General features: G+C 73.0%; 1 protein-coding gene. It reads right to left on the bottom strand.

The genetic code is table 11. From position 1 onward, the window contains the following. Positions 1-39: 39 nt before the first annotated feature. Positions 40-1102 (bottom strand): lactate 2-monooxygenase (locus tag ABZ281_RS50290; RefSeq protein ID WP_356665630.1); only part of this gene is annotated, 1063 nt, incomplete at its 5' end.

The following is a 1102-nucleotide window of genomic DNA, read 5'->3' as shown; positions in this document are numbered from 1 at the left end:
GTGGGGGTTGTGGGGGCGGCGTGCAGCGTAGTCAGCGTGTCAGGGGGGATTCTCGACGAGGTCGGCCGGGCCGACGGTGTTCGGCGTCGCATGCCCCGAGAGGGCGAGCGTGAGGTCGAGTTCGGCGAGCAGACAGCGGATGACGTGTTCGACGCCGGACCGGCCGTCGAGGCCGAGGCCGTAGACGTACGGGCGGCCGAGGAGGACCGCGCGGGCGCCGAGGGCGAGGGCCTTGAAGATGTCGTCACCGGTGCGGATGCCGCTGTCGAAGAGGACGGTGAGCCGATCGCCCACCGCCTGAGCCACGCGGGGAAGCGCGTCGGCCGCCGCGACGGAGCCGGCCACCTGGCGGCCGCCGTGGTTGGAGACGACGACGCCGTCCATGCCGGCGTCGGCGGCCAGTCGCGCGTCGTCCGGGTGCAGGACGCCCTTGAGGACGATCGGGCCGTCCCAGTTCTCCCGCAGGAACGCCAGGTCCGGCCAGTTCTTGGCCGGGTCGGAGAACATCCCGACGAAGTGCATCACGGCCGCGTTCGGATCCTCGTGCACCGGCTTGGCCAGACCTGCCCGGAAAGCCGGGTCCGAGAAGTAGTTGGCCGTGCCGACCCCGTGCAGGAACGGCAGGTACGCCTGGTCGAGATCGCGCGGCCGCCACGACAGCAGTGGCGTGTCCAGGGTGACGACGAGCGCGGTGAACCCGGCAGCCTTCGCCCGGTTCAGGAAACTGCGGGCCACCTCCGGGTCCTTCGGCCAGTACAGCTGGAACCAGCGCTCGGCGTCCCCCATCGCCTCGGCGACCTGCTCCATGGGCGTGCTGGACGCCGACGACAGGATGTACGGCACACCCTGTGCGGCGGCCGCCCGGGCCGCGGCGGACTCGGCGTCCGGGTGCATGATCGACAGCACGCCGACCGGGGCCAGCGCGAGGGGGGCCGGAAGGGCGCGGCCCAGGACCTCGACGGACAGATCCCGGTCGTGCACGTCACGCAGCATGCGCGGCACGATCCGCCGGCGCTCCAGGGCCGCCCGGTTGGCGCGGGCCGTACTGCCGTTGCCCGCGTTGCCCGCCACATAGCCGACCGGGCCGGGCCCGAGCCGCTGC

It is taken from the genome of Streptomyces sp. NPDC006265 (genome assembly GCF_040613555.1).
Classification (GTDB): Bacteria; Actinomycetota; Actinomycetes; order Streptomycetales; family Streptomycetaceae; genus Streptomyces.
The sequence above is the reverse complement of the archived record's forward strand: the minus strand, read 5'-3'. Positions and strand labels throughout refer to the sequence as shown.